The sequence below is a fragment of the Aureimonas glaciei genome (assembly GCF_014643375.1).
GTDB lineage: Bacteria > Pseudomonadota > Alphaproteobacteria > Rhizobiales > Rhizobiaceae > Plantimonas > Plantimonas glaciei.
The window spans coordinates 225,274-240,701 of sequence record NZ_BMJJ01000007.1 but is presented as its reverse complement, the minus strand read 5'-3'; the positions used below and the strand labels follow the sequence as shown (position 1 = coordinate 240,701).

At 64.0% G+C, this 15,428-nt stretch carries 14 protein-coding genes; 9 read left to right on the top strand and 5 right to left on the bottom strand.

All coding sequences use genetic code 11. From position 1 onward, the window contains the following. Positions 1-21: 21 nt before the first annotated feature. From IEX88_RS15650 to IEX88_RS15635, 4 genes are all read left to right on the top strand, one after another. On the top strand, positions 22-852 hold the full coding sequence (locus IEX88_RS15650) for an NADPH-dependent F420 reductase (protein WP_188852472.1): 831 nt from the start codon (positions 22-24) through the stop codon (positions 850-852). A gap of 79 nt (positions 853-931) precedes the next feature. Beyond that, on the top strand, positions 932-2,206 hold the full coding sequence (locus IEX88_RS15645) for an epoxide hydrolase family protein (protein ID WP_244640219.1): 1,275 nt from the start codon (positions 932-934) through the stop codon (positions 2,204-2,206). Between the two features lie 30 nt (positions 2,207-2,236). After that, complete coding sequence (locus IEX88_RS15640; RefSeq protein WP_188852341.1) at positions 2,237-3,211, top strand: quinone oxidoreductase family protein; 975 nt, start codon at positions 2,237-2,239, stop codon at positions 3,209-3,211. A 773-nt stretch (positions 3,212-3,984) separates the two neighbouring features. Then, on the top strand, positions 3,985-7,194 hold the full coding sequence (locus IEX88_RS15635; RefSeq protein ID WP_188852339.1) for a bifunctional DNA primase/polymerase: 3,210 nt from the start codon (positions 3,985-3,987) through the stop codon (positions 7,192-7,194). Positions 7,195-7,475: 281 nt separating this feature from the next. Here the strand turns inward: IEX88_RS15635 and IEX88_RS15630 are convergent, their stop codons facing one another. The 3 genes from IEX88_RS15630 to IEX88_RS15620 form a co-directional block, all read right to left on the bottom strand. Beyond that, positions 7,476-8,063 carry a hypothetical protein gene (locus IEX88_RS15630; protein WP_188852337.1) on the bottom strand — a complete coding sequence of 196 codons (588 nt, stop codon included), beginning with the start codon at positions 8,061-8,063 and terminating at the stop codon, positions 7,476-7,478. 503 nt (positions 8,064-8,566) lie between these two features. Then, complete coding sequence (locus IEX88_RS15625; RefSeq protein ID WP_188852335.1) at positions 8,567-9,439, bottom strand: hypothetical protein; 873 nt, start codon at positions 9,437-9,439, stop codon at positions 8,567-8,569. 174 nt (positions 9,440-9,613) lie between these two features. Continuing rightward, the gene (locus IEX88_RS15620; RefSeq protein ID WP_188852333.1) at positions 9,614-10,030 is read right to left on the bottom strand and encodes a hypothetical protein; all 417 of its coding nucleotides are present in this window, start codon (positions 10,028-10,030) and stop codon (positions 9,614-9,616) included. 96 nt (positions 10,031-10,126) lie between these two features. On the opposite strand from IEX88_RS15620, the gene IEX88_RS15615 reads away from it, so the two are divergent. Then, complete coding sequence (locus tag IEX88_RS15615; RefSeq protein WP_188852331.1) at positions 10,127-10,555, top strand: hypothetical protein; 429 nt, start codon at positions 10,127-10,129, stop codon at positions 10,553-10,555. A gap of 952 nt (positions 10,556-11,507) precedes the next feature. Here IEX88_RS15615 and IEX88_RS15610 read toward each other — a convergent pair. Then, on the bottom strand, positions 11,508-12,260 hold the full coding sequence (locus IEX88_RS15610) for a hypothetical protein (protein WP_188852329.1): 753 nt from the start codon (positions 12,258-12,260) through the stop codon (positions 11,508-11,510). Positions 12,261-12,575: 315 nt separating this feature from the next. Then, positions 12,576-13,193, bottom strand: a complete 618-nt coding sequence (locus IEX88_RS15605) for a hypothetical protein (protein ID WP_188852327.1) — start codon at positions 13,191-13,193, stop codon at positions 12,576-12,578. Between the two features lie 200 nt (positions 13,194-13,393). On the opposite strand from IEX88_RS15605, the gene IEX88_RS15600 reads away from it, so the two are divergent. From IEX88_RS15600 to IEX88_RS15585, 4 genes are read left to right on the top strand one after another with little or no spacing between them, the layout of a single operon-like run. Further along, positions 13,394-13,744, top strand: a complete 351-nt coding sequence (locus IEX88_RS15600) for a helix-turn-helix domain-containing protein (RefSeq protein WP_188852324.1) — start codon at positions 13,394-13,396, stop codon at positions 13,742-13,744. Next, positions 13,741-14,028: a hypothetical protein gene (locus tag IEX88_RS15595; protein WP_188852322.1), complete on the top strand. Its 288-nt coding sequence runs from the start codon at positions 13,741-13,743 to the stop codon at positions 14,026-14,028. The genes IEX88_RS15600 and IEX88_RS15595 overlap by 4 nt, the downstream gene beginning before the upstream one ends. Continuing rightward, positions 14,025-14,390, top strand: coding sequence for a hypothetical protein (locus tag IEX88_RS15590; RefSeq protein WP_188852320.1), 366 nt, complete (start codon positions 14,025-14,027; stop codon positions 14,388-14,390). The genes IEX88_RS15595 and IEX88_RS15590 overlap by 4 nt, the downstream gene beginning before the upstream one ends. Continuing rightward, positions 14,387-15,337: a GcrA family cell cycle regulator gene (locus tag IEX88_RS15585; RefSeq protein ID WP_188852318.1), complete on the top strand. Its 951-nt coding sequence runs from the start codon at positions 14,387-14,389 to the stop codon at positions 15,335-15,337. Before IEX88_RS15590 ends, IEX88_RS15585 begins: the two co-directional genes overlap by 4 nt. Positions 15,338-15,428 lie beyond the last annotated feature (91 nt).

Genomic DNA, 15,428 nt, shown 5'->3' with positions numbered 1-15,428 from the left:
TGCAGTTACCTTTTGGTGTGTATGTCAGTTTTTGGTCGGTTCTTGCCGACACCTCTACCTACTCGTAGTTATGACGGCGACGCAACAGCTAGCAGGACGAACACCATGAAGATCGGCATTCTCGGTACGGGCCACATCGGCAAGACGCTGGTCCAGAAACTCAGTGCCGCCGGGCACGACGTGAAGGTCGCCAACTCCCGCGGGCCGGAAACGATTGCTGCCGAACTCCTGTCGTCCGGCGCCCGTGCGGTTACGCAGCAGGAAGCGCTCGTCGACGTCGAAGTCGTCATTCTCTCCATTCCCCTCAACCGACTGCCCGATATCTCGCCCCGGATCGCGAACCTCCCAACCGAAACGGTCGTGATCGACACGTCCAACTACTACCCGTTCCGCGACGAGCGGATCGAGGCGATCGATCAAGGCGAGGTCGAGAGCCTCTGGGTCGCCGAGCAGTTGGGCCGTCCCATCGCCAAGGCCTGGAACGCCATCGGCTCCGCTTCGCTCGCCAAGAAGGGCCAGCCAGCGGGAGCTCCTGGCCGCATCGCCATCCCCGTCGCGGCGGACCGGGACCGGGACCGGGAGGTCGCGATGGCGCTCGTTCAGGATACCGGGTTCGCCGGCTTCGATGCCGGCACGCTCGCGGACTCGTGGCGCCAGCAGCCGGGTGCCCCGGCCTACTGCACCGACCTGACGCGGGAGGAGATGGGGCCGGCCCTGGCGGCTGCCGACAGGCCTCGCCTGCCCAAGCGCCGCGACCTAGGCGTCGCCGTCATGCAGGAGCGTCTTGGGGACGGCACCACGAACCCGGACGAGGACTGGGGCGTCCGTCTGGTTCGCGCGATCAACATGTAGCGGTCCTATCGCGACCGGATCATCGCCTGCCGAACCGAAGGGCTTAGCGCCGCGCCGACACCGTCCGAGGAAAGTTGCCATGGACCGCCGACAGTTCATCCACTCGCTCGCCACCGCTGCGGGCATCGCCTTGGTGCCGGGTATGGCCCGCGCGGCATCGAGGGAGCCCGCTTCGCCTGCGATCGGCGCATCCGGTGCGAAGGGCACTCTCGTGCGCCCTTTCAGGTTGGCCGTTCCCCAAGCCGATCTCGACGACCTCCAGTCTCGGCTTGCGCGGACGCGGTGGCCGGACCGGGAGACGGTCGACGACACGAGCCAGGGGCCGCCCTTGGAAGACGTTCGGGCGTTGGTCGAACGCTGGAGGGACGGCTACGACTGGCGGGCCTGCGAACGGCTGCTCAACAGCTCCGGCCAGCATGTCACCGAGATCGACGGCCTCGACATCCACTTCCTGCATGTTCGCTCCCCCGAGCCCAATGCCGTGCCGCTGCTTCTCACCCACGGCTGGCCGGGATCGGTGCTCGAGTTCCGGCATGTCATCGGTCCGCTGACCGATCCGGTCGCTCATGGTGGCCAGGCATCGGATGCCTTCCACGTCGTGGTGCCGTCGCTACCCGGCCATGGCTTCTCCGAGAAGCCGACCGGGGTGGGCTGGAACAACGAGCGCATCGCCAAGGCCTGGATCGTCCTGATGGAGCGGCTCGGCTACGAACGATGGGCGGCGCAGGGTGGCGACCGCGGTGCGCAGATCGCCACGAGGCTCGGCTTCATGAAGCCGCCCGGCTTGATCGGGATCCACCTCAACCTCGTCGAGTTCGAGCTGACTGATGCCGAGAAGGCCAGCGCGACGCCCGACGAGCGCAAGATGCTGGAGGACCTCCAGTTCTACGTGGATCGGCTTTCCGGCTACGCCCAGATCCACAGCAGGCATCCGCAGTCCGTTGCCTATGGCTTGGCGGACTCGCCCGCAGGGCTGGCGGCCTGGATCTACCAGATGCTTCAGGACGTGTCGGACAGCGATGGCCATCCGGAGCGCGTCTTCACGCTCGATGGCATGATCGACAACGTCATGCTCTACTGGTTGTCGAACGCCGGAGCGAGCTCTGCGCGTCTCTACTGGGAGACGGCCCGCGAGACCCCTCGCATCGCGACGATCGACGAGCCGATGCCGACGCCCACGGGCATCAGCATGTTCCCGGGCGAGAAGCTGCGCCTGTCGAAGCGCTGGGCGGAGCCGCGGTTCGCCAATCTGGTCCACTTCAACGAAGTGGCCGAGGGCGGTCACTTTGCCGCGTGGGAACAGCCGACGGCGTTCGTCAACGAGGTCCGAAGGACGTTCCGCGGCCTGCGCTAGTGCATTTAACCCCGAGAGGAGGCACGACCGATGACCATCGCGATCCAACTGACGCAGACAGGCGGCCCCGACGTCCTGGTGCCCCATGAAGTCGAGGTTCCGTCGCCCGGCCCGGGCGAGGCGATCGTCGAGCAGCGTGCCGTCGGCGTGAACTACCTCGACGCCATGCACCGCAAGGGCGCCGTTCCGATCCCCGTCCCCGGGGGCATCGGACTTGAGGCAGCGGGGACCGTGGTCGCGGTCGGCAGCGGGGTCAGCGACGTCGCCGTCGGCGATCGCGTTGCCTACGCGCTCGGTCCCGTCGGAGCTTACGCCGCAGTGCGTGCCTATCCAGCCGAACGACTGGTCCGATTGCCCGAGGGGTTGAGCTTCGAGGAGGCCGCGGCGATCACGTTCAAGGGCATCACCGCCCAGTACCTCCTGAAGAACACGTACCCTGTCGGTCCCGGCACCGTCGTCGTGCTCTACGGCGTGGCCGGCGCGCTCGGGCAGGTCATGGCACCCTGGGCCAAGCGGCTCGGCGCCTTCGTGATCGGCGTGGTGTCGAAGGAGGCGAGCGTGGCCATCGCCAAGTCGAGGGGCTGCGACGCCGTCCTCGTCTGGGGTTCGTGTGACCTGGCCGGGGAGGTGTCCCGTCTCACCGACGGACGCAAGGCGGACGTCGTCTACGACGGGATCGGGCGCGAGACGTTCGCGGCCTCCGTCGACAGCCTGCGGCCGAGGGGACTGATGGTCTCGCTCGGTGCCTCGAGCGGCCTGCCGGACCCGGTCTCCGTCGCTACACTTCAGGCGAAGGGGTCGCTCTACCTGACACGTCCCTCGATCGCCGCCTACGCGGCCGATCTCGCCGAATACAGGGAACGGGCGCGCGACGTATACGAGGCCGCCGCGGCTGGGATCATCAAGCCGGAGATCTGGAAGACCTATCCCCTCGAGCAGGTCGCGCAGGCGCACGAGGCGATGGACAGCGGCACGTCGAACGGCCCGATCGTCCTCGTTCCGTAGTGGATCTCGGTCACTGACGGTTGAGGGGCAGGACCGAAAGTCAGGTGCGACGCCCAGGTCGGCCCTGTCGGTCACGTCGATCTCGTTGTCGAGGACACGGACCTTCTCTGGCATCGATCGGTTGGCCAACAGGTATGTCCGCCTATGATCGTTGCCAACTTACTCGGGTAGGGCAGCAGTGGGTCGATAGCGGAATCGCCCTTCGCATTTTTCATCACACGTTTGAAGGTCTGAGCGGCCGTTCCTCGAGAACGTTCGCTTAGACCTACTCCTCCTCGGCTTCGTTCATACCAGTCCATTCCCCTCGACGAACGAATCAGTGCGCGAAGCCGTTTCGGCCTAGCCGTGGCTAGCCCATTACTCGAATTTTCGCACGATCCGACCGAAGCAACGGACGGAATCGCTGAAGAATAGTCTCTTGGAAAAGCCCCGCCGTCCCACGAATCTAGCATGCTTGTTTCGGTGCAAGTGGGAAGGGGCTGGAAGGATTTTTCGAGGGTATTTTAGCTACTTAACGGGAGGTGATACCGAATCGTTAATGTCCGGAGGCGCGAACGCGCGTTCAGGCGGTCAGGAATTTCTTAAACAGGAGTGTGCCGACGTTATTTCGAAAGTGTGGGGGGAGGATTGGGGGAACTTCGCCCCAGAGTGGGTGAACCTCCAATTTATTTTCGGTGAGCTGTAGACGGCGGATCGAATCGGTCACATGCTTATAGAGACGAGGCGACGAAGATCGCCCGCAAGCTCCTTGCATTCATTCCGGACTACGCATCATGAAGCCCGAAATCCGTGCCTTCGCGCCCCTGGCCGAGGACCTGCCGACGCCCCCGCCGCAGGTCGACTGGCAAGAGCGTCGCCAACCGACCCGCTTCAAGCACGCCGGACCGATCATGGCCGCGTTCGGTTGGGCAGTCCTTCCATGCCTCGTCGACCGATCCCCCGCCTTGGTCGGCGACTACCAGTTTGACGAGACGACGCCGAGGAAGCCGCTGGAGTGGCGCCGCTGGATTGGCCAGCCTTCGGGCCCGACGCTCGCCGAAGTGGAGACTTGGGTGCCCCGTGCCCCAGGCGCCAACACCGCGATCCTGCTAGGCGCTCCGAGCCAGAGCGTGTTCTGCGCCGATCTCGACATCAACGACGCGCTCCGGTCGTGTCGGGTCCGAGAGATATTCGCTGAGATCGCCGGACCGACGCCGTTCATCCGTACGCGCCCCGGCAGCCCGCACGAGGCGCTTCTCTATCGAGCACATCCAGACGATTTGCCCCGGCGCACGGCGTTCGTTCTCCGAAACGAGGACGGGTCGCCATCGACATCGAAAATCGAGCTTCTCAAAGACGGCCAGCATGTGATGGCGTATGGCTATCGTCATGAGGGTTACTGCCCCTCGTACGAATGGCTCCCCACGCTGCATGCCAACGGGCACTTCGAGGTGACGCAGCCGACGACGGCCGGTCCAGGTCGCGCTCCTCTCGTCACCGCCGAGCAGATCGAGGCCATTCTCGACGCCATCGACCGCGAGTTCGGCATCGTCGGCCATGGCGAGCCGTCGATGCCACGTCTCGTCGTCTCGAATGCCCCGTCTGGCGACTACCCGATCATCATGCGGTCGAGCGTCGTGCTCGACGACCAGGGCAGGGTCGAGGATGGCCGCGAGGGTTTTCTGTTCGATCTGGTCCGCTCGATCGTCAGGACGCGGCACGACCTGGCGACGAGCGAGGAGGGCATCCACGAACTCGAGTCGACCGTGTACGGCGAGTTCGTCCGGCGAGCGGTGACGCACGTGACGACACCGTCGGGGAAATTCGAATCCGACGATGACATCATGAAGGACGTCAGGGACAAGGTCGTTCGTGTCGCTCGTGAAGTCGCGTCCGGGCGGATCCCGCCGATCCAGAACGGGAAAGCTTATGGAACCCGCTCCGGCGCCGTCGGCCGTCCGGACCGCAAGGTCGTCCTAGCACCTCGGCGCCCAGCGTCGGCGAAACAGACCGAGGCATACCGGTCGGATGGAGCATTCGCATGGCTTGGCCAGACGGGGTCGGTCGCTGGTGTGACGATGACGAAGGATGACGCTACTCTGGCTGCCGGTCGCTCGTTCCCGTCAACGGTCGGGGAAACGTCGGAGCGGGTAGGGAAGGAGACGAAAACGGCAATCGAGCAGGGGGTCATCGACATGCTGTCCTGGTCGCCGACCGACGGTTCAGTGCCGCCGGTCTCGTGTCTTCGAGGCCTGCCAGGGACTGGCAAAACAACGTCTCTGGTCACCGCGCTCGATGCAGCGAAGAGCGACTTCGGCACCGGACCGCTGGGATACCTCATGGCCCCGCCGGCTCATCGCAACATCGATCAGATCGCGGCCGACGCACGCGCTTCCGGTCTAGAAGTTCGGATCCTACGAGGCCGGTCATCGCTATGCGATAATCCAATCGTGCCGTTGCTCGAAGCTAGAGGCATCTCGCCCGCCGGCGCATGCGAGTCACGGGTCCGAAGCTCCTCCGGCGCACTCGTCACCGTAGTCTGCCCTCGCCGTGACGGTTGTCCGGCTTTCGATCAATACACCGGCCTCGAAACAGCAGACTTGATTCTCGCGCCGCATGCTTTTCTCACGATGCCAAAGATCGACCCAGGGCTGAAAGCTGCGGTGCGAGCGGTCGTCGTCGATGAAGCTTTCCACGGCGTCGTGCTCCAGAGCGCGACATTCCCGGTCGATACGCTTGCTCGAGTTCGGAGGGCTCCTCCGGTCTCGCCCGGAGACCAGGCCGTCGGACGAACCGCCGACACGCTTCTCGACAATCGCATTCGAGCTTGCCGACTTGCCGTGTCCGCGCTCAAAGCCGGGGCCGATCTCGCGACTGTTTTCGCGGACCGGAAGGATGGCGAGGCGCTCGTCTCCGGGGCGATCGCCGTATCGTCTCGCGGGGACAGCCGTTCGGCACGAGTGCACCCATATACCGACGAAGCGGGGTTGCAGAGCATCCTCGGAATCGATGAGTACCACGGTCGCGAAGAGACGCGTTTCTGGAAGATCGTCGACGAGAGGAGGCGTCTCATCCTCGCTAGCCGCGCCGACCCCGATTTCGTCGTTCCGTCGCATGATCCACGGATTCGCCTCGCTGGCGAGACCATTCACCTCGCTTGGCGCGACGACCTGAATTTTCGATCGGTTCCTTGGCTCCTTCTCGACGGATCCGCCGACAACGACATCAACGAGCGCATCCTCGGATGCCGCATTAAGACGACCCACGTGTCGGCCCCCCTCCGTCAGCACGTCGCTCTCGTCCGGCACACCGGCGTCTCTCAAACCCGGCTCCGAAACGCAGTCACCGAGCGCTCCGCCGGCCGCCCGTCGGACCTCCTCGACGAGCTTGCTGGCATCGTGGAGCGGGTGTCTCAGCAGCACCCGGGCGAAATCCTGGTGGTCGTCCGTGGTGTCGCCGAAGCGGCGATGCGGGGCATGCGCGAGTGGCCGTCACGGATTCACTGGGGGCATCATAACGGCTTGAAAGGGCTCAACGATTATGCTCGGGTCGAGGCCGTCGTCATGATCGGGAGCGTGTTCCCGTCGCCCGATCAGCTCGACTCGCTCGCCGCAGCGTTGTCGTACGATGACGCCTATCCGGAGCTGTCTCTGGTCGGGCGGGATGGCCGTCCGGCGTGGACGCGGGAGATGGTGACGGTGCCGATGCGGGATGGCGGTGACGTGGCATTCGAGGCGCCGTCGACCTCGGGCGAGTGGCACAAGAGGATGCTCACGCAGACGCGTGACGAGGACCTCGTGCAGTGCGTTGCCCGCTCGCGGCAGGTGCATCGGCAGGAGCCGGTCAGCGTCTATGTCGTCGGGGATTACGTCCCGGTCGGCACGATCGTGGATGTCGTGACGACGCCTGAGCGGGTGCTTGCTGCGACGCCGAAACCGGTAGTCGAAACCGTGACGACGGAGAGGCCGGCCCGGTTCAAGCCTGGAATCAGAGCGGTCGCCTAGAACCCCTCGTCGATTGCCGGCTCTTCGTCCGGCCCAACCTGAACGTAGCTGCCGGTTTCATCCAGCTCGGCCACGGCAAACGACGATCTTCCACAGATCGCCGTCCTGCCGCTCATCTGTACGATCGACTCGTTTCGAGCCCGCTGGGTCTGGCCTGCGATGACCTTGGTGACCAGCGGGACGGGCGGGTCCAACGTGAACCGTAACGGCACCGCAGACGACCCCTTCACCTCGTCCGAGAAGTCTGGATGATGTCAGGTCGATGCAGTGAGCAAGAAGCTTCATGACGCATCTTCGGGCCTTATCGGAACCGTCGACATAGCGTCGGAGACCACCTTGGCCGCCTGCTTGAGGCCGTCCCGGCAGTATCCCTGCGCCTTGGTGCGCCACGCGAGCTTACGGTCTTCCGGGAAACCGGCCATCTCTCTCGTGATACGGTCGGGCAGAGAAATTATGGACTGGCGAAGAATGCCGAAGGCGCGCTCCCACGCCGCCTCGGGGATCGATCGGACGACTAGGACATCCGCAGCCTGCCCAACCTTGAGACGCGTGAGCTTGAGGTTCTCAAGCTTGAGAAGGTCGCCCGGCGACAGCTTCACGCCACCGAAGACGGTGTCCTCCGACTCTGGAAACCGGGACCGCTCTTCGCGGCGGATTTGCTCCTCTCGCCAGACGATTACTTCTTTCAGATCCACCATGTGGGCGGATCCGGTCTCGCCCTTGCGAGCGACGGGCATGCCTTTTTTGATCCAGTCCTGAAGGGTCCCCCGGTTCCTGCCGATGAGTTGGGCGGCCTTGGAAATCGACATGAGCCGCTCGGCTCGGTCGGCGGCGTCGCGGATCGGGTCGTGATAGTCGAGGTCGGACATATGGAACCCATCAGGTGAAGACCCGACAGGTTTCCCTGGTCGGAGTCCTAGCTCGCCAGTGGTGTCTCGACCCAAACCTGATGGGTCCGTTATTGAAAGTTACCCGGCATTTCCGGCAGGTCTCTTGGAAGTGAGAACGAGAAGACGAGGCCGACAGATGGGCCAGGAAGCCATATGCCGAAGGCGGAGTCAGAAGAGAACCGGCGATCGAAGCCGGGTACTGGCGGGCCACCACAGGGGCCTTACCTGCCGGGTTGGTGGGTCGATTCCGAAAATCTCGTAAGTACGCGAAGCCGGCAAGCGCGAACTACCCACCTACCGTCGTTTTCCCGTGGGGTCCCCCGGCCCCCGCCTTCGCCGCCGTCGATCCTGGAGGCGCGTGAGGTGCCTCCTTCGCCCTCGGCGGCATCCCCAACGTCTTACGCGACCTTGGCCGTCACGGGCCTTCTATATCGACGTGCGACATGAGACGTCGCATCGTGCCCGTGCATACAGATCTGTATTTACGGCGTGGTGCCACGCCCTGCGAGGGCGGCCGCCAGGCGCTTCTGGAGAGACCGGGGCAGCTCCTCCGACGCCGCCAACACCGCCCTGTTCCAGCCTCTGAGGAGCTTGTCGGACCGGTACGTGGATCGCTTGACGCCCAGGACGAGGAGCGTGGGCTTGTCTTTCCGGTCGTCCGGTCGCTGCCAGAAGCCAACGGCGCCCCGACCCCGACGGAGGGTGCCGAAGAAGACGTTGCTCCCTTGAGCCGCACCGACACGCTGATCGACCCGCCTCGTCTTCCCCTTCGCCTTCCGTCCCGCCCGCAGTGCCTCGAACTCACCTTCCTGGACGTCCCGGCCTTGCTTCTGGGCCTTCTTGGCGACGTTCGCCTTATCCCTGGCCCTCTGAGATTGGGCGGCGCGGACCAGCTTCCTGAGGCTATTCCGGGGAAGGTTGCCATGCGCGTCCGGTGAGAGGCCGAACGAGTTGGCCTGGCGGCGGGTACCGGAGAAGAGGAAATTGAACTCGCTCGCCGCGCCGGCATCACCAAGCTCGCGGACCGTCTCTTCGCCAAGCGAGTATTTCAGATACGTGCTTTGGAGCCTATTCACCGCGATCGACGACTCCAGATCGCCGAGCGAGCCTCCCTTGCGAGCGAAGTTGGAGATCACCGAGCCGGACCGGGCGCCAGGCTTGACCTGCGAGAACCTGGACGGCCCGCCCTCGATCTCCCTCTCGAAGACGGTCTTCATCCGCTCACTGGCATCACGGGCGACGTCATTCAGAGACCGACGGACGACGTCTGGGAAATCGGCGCCGGCGCGCTCGAAGCCCCTCTGGAAGCGTCTCAGCTCCCCCGCATCGATGCCGACCAGTCCGTCTCTAGCCATCCCCGTGTCCCCCGACCTGGATAGAAAAATGGCCGGTCGAGGGGGCACCTCGCCGGCCTTAAGTTTGAAGCTCGCTATGCCAGGGCCGAGACCCTCAGGACATGCCGACAATATACCGCAGGCATGATTTACCGACAAGGGCAGAAGGGCCGAAATCGCATAGGAGTCAGAGGATTAGGCGGCGAAATCGTCATCGTCGTCGCCGTCGTAGACGACCGGGGGAAGCTTCTTGATAGGCGAGACGCCGGAGGTCCGCTCGGGTGCTTCCGGAGCCGCCGGGGTAGGGGCGTTGTCCACGACGAGGACGGGGCCAGAACGACGGACATCCGTGACACGGGAGCCAGGGAAGGCCTCCAGGATCGCCTCGACCTCGGCAAGACCTTCTTCGTTCTCACCGGATGCGAGGTGAGCCTCGATCTCCTCGGGGTCGTAGTCGTCGCGGCGCAGAGAGGCAGGTGTGGGGAGCCGCTCGTCGATCTGGCGCAGCATCCATTCGTGGTAGGGCAGCGTGCCCTCCAGAACGGCACGAGCATGGATGGAGCCGAGGTCGAAGAGCGACGCTCCTTCGTATCGACGACCGGGCAGGCGCATCCTTTCCTCCCGAGGGTCTACCGTTGACGCCAGAGCCTCGACGGGATCGAGCCCACGGGCTTCGGCGGCGGAGACGAGGAGAGAGCGGAGATACGCATGACCGGCCTCCACGGTTCGCGTAGCCGGGCCGTGACCGACATGGCGGCGGAGCTGGACGACAGAAACGTCCAGATCACCGACGGCGTAGTCATGGCGGACATAGAGAGACGCGACATCGGTGTCTCCTGGGATCGATGCCTTGTTGCCCACGTCGGTGAACTCGACGACGGCATATCGACCGGCCGGACGGGTAGGTGTCGGCGGACGGTCCTGGATCTCTACGACCCGACCGGCCATGCGGACGTCGACGAGCTTTGCCATCGGCTTGCCAGGGTAGCGGCCCTTGCCGACAGGCTCCATAACCCACTTCGGGTACCGGAGGCCGGAGGCTATCCTGCGCTTGTGCATGACGAGGATTGCGTCTCCAGGCATCAGATCGGCACCGGAGACGGCAAGCCAAGGGGAAGGAGAGGAAGAGGCTGGTGAGGGCTGAGACATGTGACGGTCCTTCATGAATGGGTCTTGAGGACCGGTGGCGAGGGCAGGGAGCGGGGGTCGTCTCCGGAAGCCTGAGAGGGCCGATTATAGTCTACGGTCTGTCTGGATGGCTCGACCGTCGATGAAGGATGAGACGAAGCTTGGTGCATACCCTTCCGGAGTGATCATCCATCGTCATCCCCTTTCCTTCTTCGATTCGTGACGTGTCCACCAACTCGAATCTCTGAGGTACGTACCATACTGAACCGAAGGTGAAGTATGATATCTATTGTTCAGAACCTTCAGCTCCGCTTACGGTTCAAGGTTAGCTCTAGGCAGATTATACGCACCTCGACGGACAGGCTGTCAAGAGGGTTTCTATCGAACCGACCAGAATTCGTTCTGACGTCACGAATCGAAGAAGGAAGGGAAAGGCCATGGTCTCCTCCATCTGACCCGCTGACCCTCCACGCTCGCCACATGCCCGAGGCCCGTCACCCTCCTCGACCGTCAACTATAATCGGCCTGAGGGGGTGTTAACTTTTCGGTCCGTAATCGGCCCATCGGTCAATGTATCCAGTGGCTTGAGGTGTTAACTTTTCGGCCTCTCCGACGCTCCCCGGGCGCCCCTGGCCTGCCTCGCCCCGCCAACCTCCATGTCACCGCCAACGTCCGCCTCGGCCACAACGACCGTCGCCTAGCCATCTCGCCCCCAATTCGTGACAGTCACGGTCCATTTCCGGCTACCGGCGTGACAGTCACGCTCGAAACCCCTGTATCGTCGGCTGTTTCGATGTCCTGCGCAAATATGCGCCGTATCCAAACCATTGGCTCCGGCTGGCCTGGATCGATCTGGGAGGCTCGTGACGGCTACGGTCGTCTTGACTAATCGGTGTCGGCAGGAACGAAGAAGGCCGCCACGGGTTTTCGGGCGGCCTATCTCGGTAGTCTCGTGAGGGTGTCAGCGGATGTAGCCGTTTCGGTCGGCCCCAAGCTCCTCTGCTATCATCCGCTCGTAGTCCGGGTCCGGGTCGTGAGCGCGCCAAGCTTCTCCAGCGAGGTAGTCCGCAAGGCCTCCTTCCTCGTCGTCGCCGTCGCCGTTCTGGTTCGCTGGTGAACGCAAAAATGCGGGGGTGCCGACGGACGCCTGGGAAGTCGCGGAAGGGGTGGTGACGGTGCCGCCGAGGGTGCCGTCGTCCAGAGCGCCGTCGTGACCGTCACGAGACGGATCGGCGATTCTCTGTGACGTGACAGCGATTCGGACTTGCGGAGTAACGCAGGTGTCGGAGGGGGTCGATCCGGCGTGACCGTTGGACCCGCTCTCAGTCGCGGTCCGGCGACGGATGCGATCGGCTTTGATGATCGCAAAACGGGATCGAAGACGCTCCTCGACCTCCTCTTCGGACATCGTCTCTTCCAGTCGACGGCGAATCTCCTCGAACGCCTCGTTTTGAACCTTCCTACTCGGCGAATATTTCGGGTGGCACAGGACGTCGGCCAGCGTCGCCGCGACATGTAGCGTCATCTCCTGATCATGCTTGGCTTGATCGACCCGAACCCGCTCGACCTCCTCGGCAACGATCCGTTCGGCCTCTGCCTGGGCCTCCAGTGCCTCTTGGATGGCCCGCTCCTCGGCGCGTCGGATCCGTCGCCGGGCTTGCCGCTCGGCCGGGGAGAGAGGCCCCTCTCGTTCTGTCGTTAGCGAATTGTTCATCTCTGTACCTCAGTGTGATTTAGACACGAATTGCAAGGGTTTCTCATGGGTCCGATGACAGTCGTTACGTCGCAGTTTTCCAGCTTGCTTCACACGCTTCATAACGGCCGGGTGATCGCTCAGAACCGGCGCCGTGCTTACGAAGCAGAGGTCCACGCCGACCGGGTCGCGGACGATGAAGTGGCCGCTTATCTGATGCTCGTCGACGCTCTCAGGGTTGCGAAGGCCGACGCGGCTCGGGAGAAGGCGAGGGCGGATCGCCTTGCGGCAGAGGTGACGCGGCTCCGGCTTGATCGGATCCGGAACCGCTAGACGTCACGGCCTAGGTGCCGACGGCTCCAGCTCGTCGGCTCCCTCCCGCTCGTAGTAAGCATCGATCTCCGCTTGGACGAGATTGTCGACGTAGGCCGCCTGGCGCCGTTCGACCCTGTCGGCTCGGATCGCTGCCATATCCTCCGCCCTCGGTCCGTCTCGCTCGGCGTCCGGCGTCCGCATCATTGCCCCGCAAACCGCCTGTATCATAGGGGTTCCGAGAACGTGGCGGCCGACGTCGAGGTCGGAGGCCTTGTGCAGGCGCCGCAGCTCCTCCGTCGACATCGAGAGCAGGAATAGCTCTACTGGTCCGTCGAGGCGAAGGTCTCGGATCGGCATGTCTACGAGCAACCGCTCACAAGCGAGGCGAACGAGGGCGCCGAGTTCCGTGACCCGCTCCGTCGACCTCTCCGGCGGTTCCGGCTCCTCGACAGGGGCCATCGCCGGGGCCATCGCCGGGGCCTGCGCCGGTTCGGCGATGATCTGCCTTGTAGCGTCCTGAGCGGCCGTCACGCGAGGCACCCCGTTGCGGACCGCACGCATCGGCATCGCCCGTAGCTCGGCGATACGCGCCATAAATTCCTCGAACAGCGACTGGCCGAACCCCGCGATCGCCGACATCGAGGCGCGAAGGGCCGCGAGTAGCCGTTTAATTGAATTCCACATCGTCTTCTCCTTTTCCGGTTCCCGATCCTCGCCTGGCTTCCGGAAAGTCGGAAGTCGAAGAAAAATCGTACGTACATATATACAGGATAAATTAGACATGGTAAATAGGACTTAACGGAGATCGGAGTGACGGTCTCGCTATCGGAGAGGCCGACATGTCCCAGTTCGGGAAGCGACTGAGGGAGTTGCGGAAGCAGGCCGGGCTTGATCAAGCCGAGGTTGCGCGTCGCCTCGGTGTCTCAGTCGCTCATCTGTATGCTCTGGAGTGCGGCCGCGCCCCGGCGACCGTGGCCACGCTTCAGGGCCTAGGGGCCTCGATACCGATGACGGCGGCAGAGCGGATGGGCCTCACCGACGCATGGTCCGCAGACAACAGGAGGTTCCGTATCGAGATCGAGGATGCGGCGAGCCGCCGTATCGTCGCCCGGCTTCTCGTCGATCTGCATCACCTCACGGACGAGGACCTGAGCGGCATCGCGTCCATCCTCGACCGGAGGGCGGCATGACCACAGCTCCGCTCACTCAGCAACAGAGACTGGTCAATCTGATCGCCCGCCACGGATGGGTTCCTATGACCGCGTTGATCGACCATCTCTACGGCGACCGGCCGGACGGAGGGCCTGACGACCCAGAGAATAATTGGTGTCCTCCTTCATTCGCGGCGGGCGTGACCCGACACGGGTATGACGAGCTGGACTGCCAGATGTCAGTCGAAGAGATCACTGAGAAGGTGTTGGCGGACGAGGAGGAGGACCGGCGGTTTCTCGAAGCATCGGGAGAGGCGGCATGAGCAGGATATCCATTCTCCCCTCCAGTCCGTTCACGACGCCGATGCCGCAGGTAAGTCCGCCAAAGAGGGATCCAGTCCAGTACGCCCAGCATGACGCCATGGAAGCCTTACTCATAGCACGCGGCGTGAAGTTCCCGATCTGCGGGTGGGCTCCCGGTCACTACACGGGCGGTTCGTGCGCGGACTGCGGTGGGCAGGTAGACGGAGCAAAGCGGTCAGTCCGCTGCCTGCCATGCGCCGTCGTCAAGCAGATGAGTGTCGGCGAGCGCGATCGCGGTTCCGCTTTCGATTTTGGAAAGCGCGCCGGCCGGGCCGGTCTTCTAGAGGAGATAAGGAAGCTGGCGGAAGGAGACGCGGCATGAGACGCCCTCCCGCCACCGCCGAACAGCTCGATCGGATCCGGGTTGGCGTCGTCGCAGGCCTGACGACCTCGGAGATCGCCGCACAGATCGGGTTTCACCGACACTCCGTCGCTAGGATCGTCCGGAAGCGTTTCGCTGACCTGCCTCGGTCGCCGTACGCTTCGAAACACTCGATACCCGCCGACGTGATCCGCAAGGTCCGTGAAGGTCTCGAAGCCGGAAAGCTATTCAAGGAAATCGCCTTCGAGCTTGGCGAGACCCTGTCGAGGGTCACCGACATCGCTTGCAGGCATTGCCCGGACCTCCGTCGGGTCAGGCCCGTCACCCAAGAGCGGCTCGACGCGATCAAACTGGCCGTCGCTCAGGGCCTGACGTATCCGCAAATCGGTGAGCGGCTCGGTCTGTCCGCAGGCACCGTTCAATGGACCGTTGCCCGACACATCGGGGTGCTGGAGCGCCCGAAGCGCATCGTCGTGTTGAACCAGCCACGGAAGACCGCCGAGCCGTCGGCGGTCGCGGAGGTCCGGCGTGGGATAGAGGCGGGCCTGTCATATAGCCAGATCGGCGCCGGCCTCGGCACGACGAGGAATGCGATCGCCGGTCTTGTGGCCCGTCATCTGAAAGGGGTCGAGCGGCCTCCGAGGGAGAAGAAGCCGGTCGCGGAGAAGGCGCCGCCGAAGCCGAGGGTTCGGAAGCCTCGTCCGACAACGGTCCGGCCACGCATCATGCTCGCCCGCCTGCCGTCCGAGCCGACACCGGTTGTCTCGGCCGCGATGACGTTCGATCTCATCCCATTCGCCGGCGCCTCCGGATGCCGGTGGCCCATGTGGTCCGCCGACGACAAGTTGGACGACAAGCGGGTCTGCGGCGTGTCCTGCGGGTCTCAGACTTACTGCGCGCATCATGTCGCGCTTGCTTACCGAACCAGCGCGAGGAGAGCCGCATGATCGTCTGGAATGAAGAGACAGTCTCGCGCCTGCGATTTCACGTGGGCGAGGGGCTCCTGCCGAACCAAATCGCGGCCGCGATGGGGACGAC

Excerpts from the sequence above, each read along its gene's own strand:
- IEX88_RS15620 (WP_188852333.1), bottom strand. The coding sequence starts at position 10,030 with ATGCGCCTGCCCGGTCGTCGATACGAAGGAGCGTCGCTCTTCGACCTC.
- IEX88_RS15585 (WP_188852318.1), top strand. The coding sequence starts at position 14,387 with ATGAGACGCCCTCCCGCCACCGCCGAACAGCTCGATCGGATCCGGGTT.
- IEX88_RS15645 (WP_244640219.1), top strand. The coding sequence starts at position 932 with ATGGACCGCCGACAGTTCATCCACTCGCTCGCCACCGCTGCGGGCATC.
- IEX88_RS15610 (WP_188852329.1), bottom strand. The coding sequence starts at position 12,260 with ATGAACAATTCGCTAACGACAGAACGAGAGGGGCCTCTCTCCCCGGCC.
- IEX88_RS15635 (WP_188852339.1), top strand. The coding sequence starts at position 3,985 with ATGAAGCCCGAAATCCGTGCCTTCGCGCCCCTGGCCGAGGACCTGCCG.
- IEX88_RS15640 (WP_188852341.1), top strand. The coding sequence starts at position 2,237 with ATGACCATCGCGATCCAACTGACGCAGACAGGCGGCCCCGACGTCCTG.
- IEX88_RS15605 (WP_188852327.1), bottom strand. The coding sequence starts at position 13,193 with ATGTCGGCGATCGCGGGGTTCGGCCAGTCGCTGTTCGAGGAATTTATG.
- IEX88_RS15625 (WP_188852335.1), bottom strand. The coding sequence starts at position 9,439 with ATGGCTAGAGACGGACTGGTCGGCATCGATGCGGGGGAGCTGAGACGC.
- IEX88_RS15615 (WP_188852331.1), top strand. The coding sequence starts at position 10,127 with ATGACCGGCCTCCACGGTTCGCGTAGCCGGGCCGTGACCGACATGGCG.
- IEX88_RS15600 (WP_188852324.1), top strand. The coding sequence starts at position 13,394 with ATGTCCCAGTTCGGGAAGCGACTGAGGGAGTTGCGGAAGCAGGCCGGG.
- IEX88_RS15650 (WP_188852472.1), top strand. The coding sequence starts at position 22 with ATGTCAGTTTTTGGTCGGTTCTTGCCGACACCTCTACCTACTCGTAGT.
- IEX88_RS15590 (WP_188852320.1), top strand. The coding sequence starts at position 14,025 with ATGAGCAGGATATCCATTCTCCCCTCCAGTCCGTTCACGACGCCGATG.
- IEX88_RS15595 (WP_188852322.1), top strand. The coding sequence starts at position 13,741 with ATGACCACAGCTCCGCTCACTCAGCAACAGAGACTGGTCAATCTGATC.
- IEX88_RS15630 (WP_188852337.1), bottom strand. The coding sequence starts at position 8,063 with ATGTCCGACCTCGACTATCACGACCCGATCCGCGACGCCGCCGACCGA.